Source organism: Salinimicrobium oceani (assembly GCF_012037645.1).
In genome coordinates this window covers 1-472 of the sequence record NZ_JAAVJR010000551.1, presented here as the reverse complement: position 1 = coordinate 472, position 472 = coordinate 1, and the positions used below count along the sequence as shown (strand labels likewise).

The window sequence follows — 472 nt, the reverse complement described above, 5'->3', positions numbered from 1 at the left end:
GTAGTAATATGACATACCAAAATCCACGTTTCCGTAGTAATCGGTAAGCTCATCTTCTCCAATGAGAGGGTCGTAACCTGAAAATCCGGTTTGATCAAGGTGGTGCTGAATGAGTCCGCCGCTAATTCCGAAGGAAAGCAGGTTAAGATAAGTATCCCGCACTGCAAAGTTGAGGTGATAGGCAAAGCTGCCGTAAACTCCCCTTTTTGAGAAGTTACCGTTATGGTCATTAAAAATAATTCCACCTACCCCAACTTTTTCAGTAGCCCTGCCGTGAATACTCAGAGTTTGCAGTCCTGGGGCATTGTCGACATCCAGCCATTGTTGCCGGGCCGTAAGTCTTATTTTGTTGATCGTAGCTGCCCCTGCCATGGATGGGTGGAGCAGGTATAGATTATCTGTAAGGTAATCTGAATAAGTTGGAATGATCTCCTGGGCATTGGTTTCTTCGGAAAAGTACAGGTTGAGAAGT

Annotated in this window: 1 protein-coding gene; it reads right to left on the bottom strand. The window is 45.3% G+C overall.

Annotated elements, in window-relative coordinates; translation table 11 throughout:
* Nucleotides 1–472 (bottom strand): PorP/SprF family type IX secretion system membrane protein (locus HC175_RS18195; protein WP_438865961.1); only part of this gene is annotated, 472 nt, incomplete at both ends.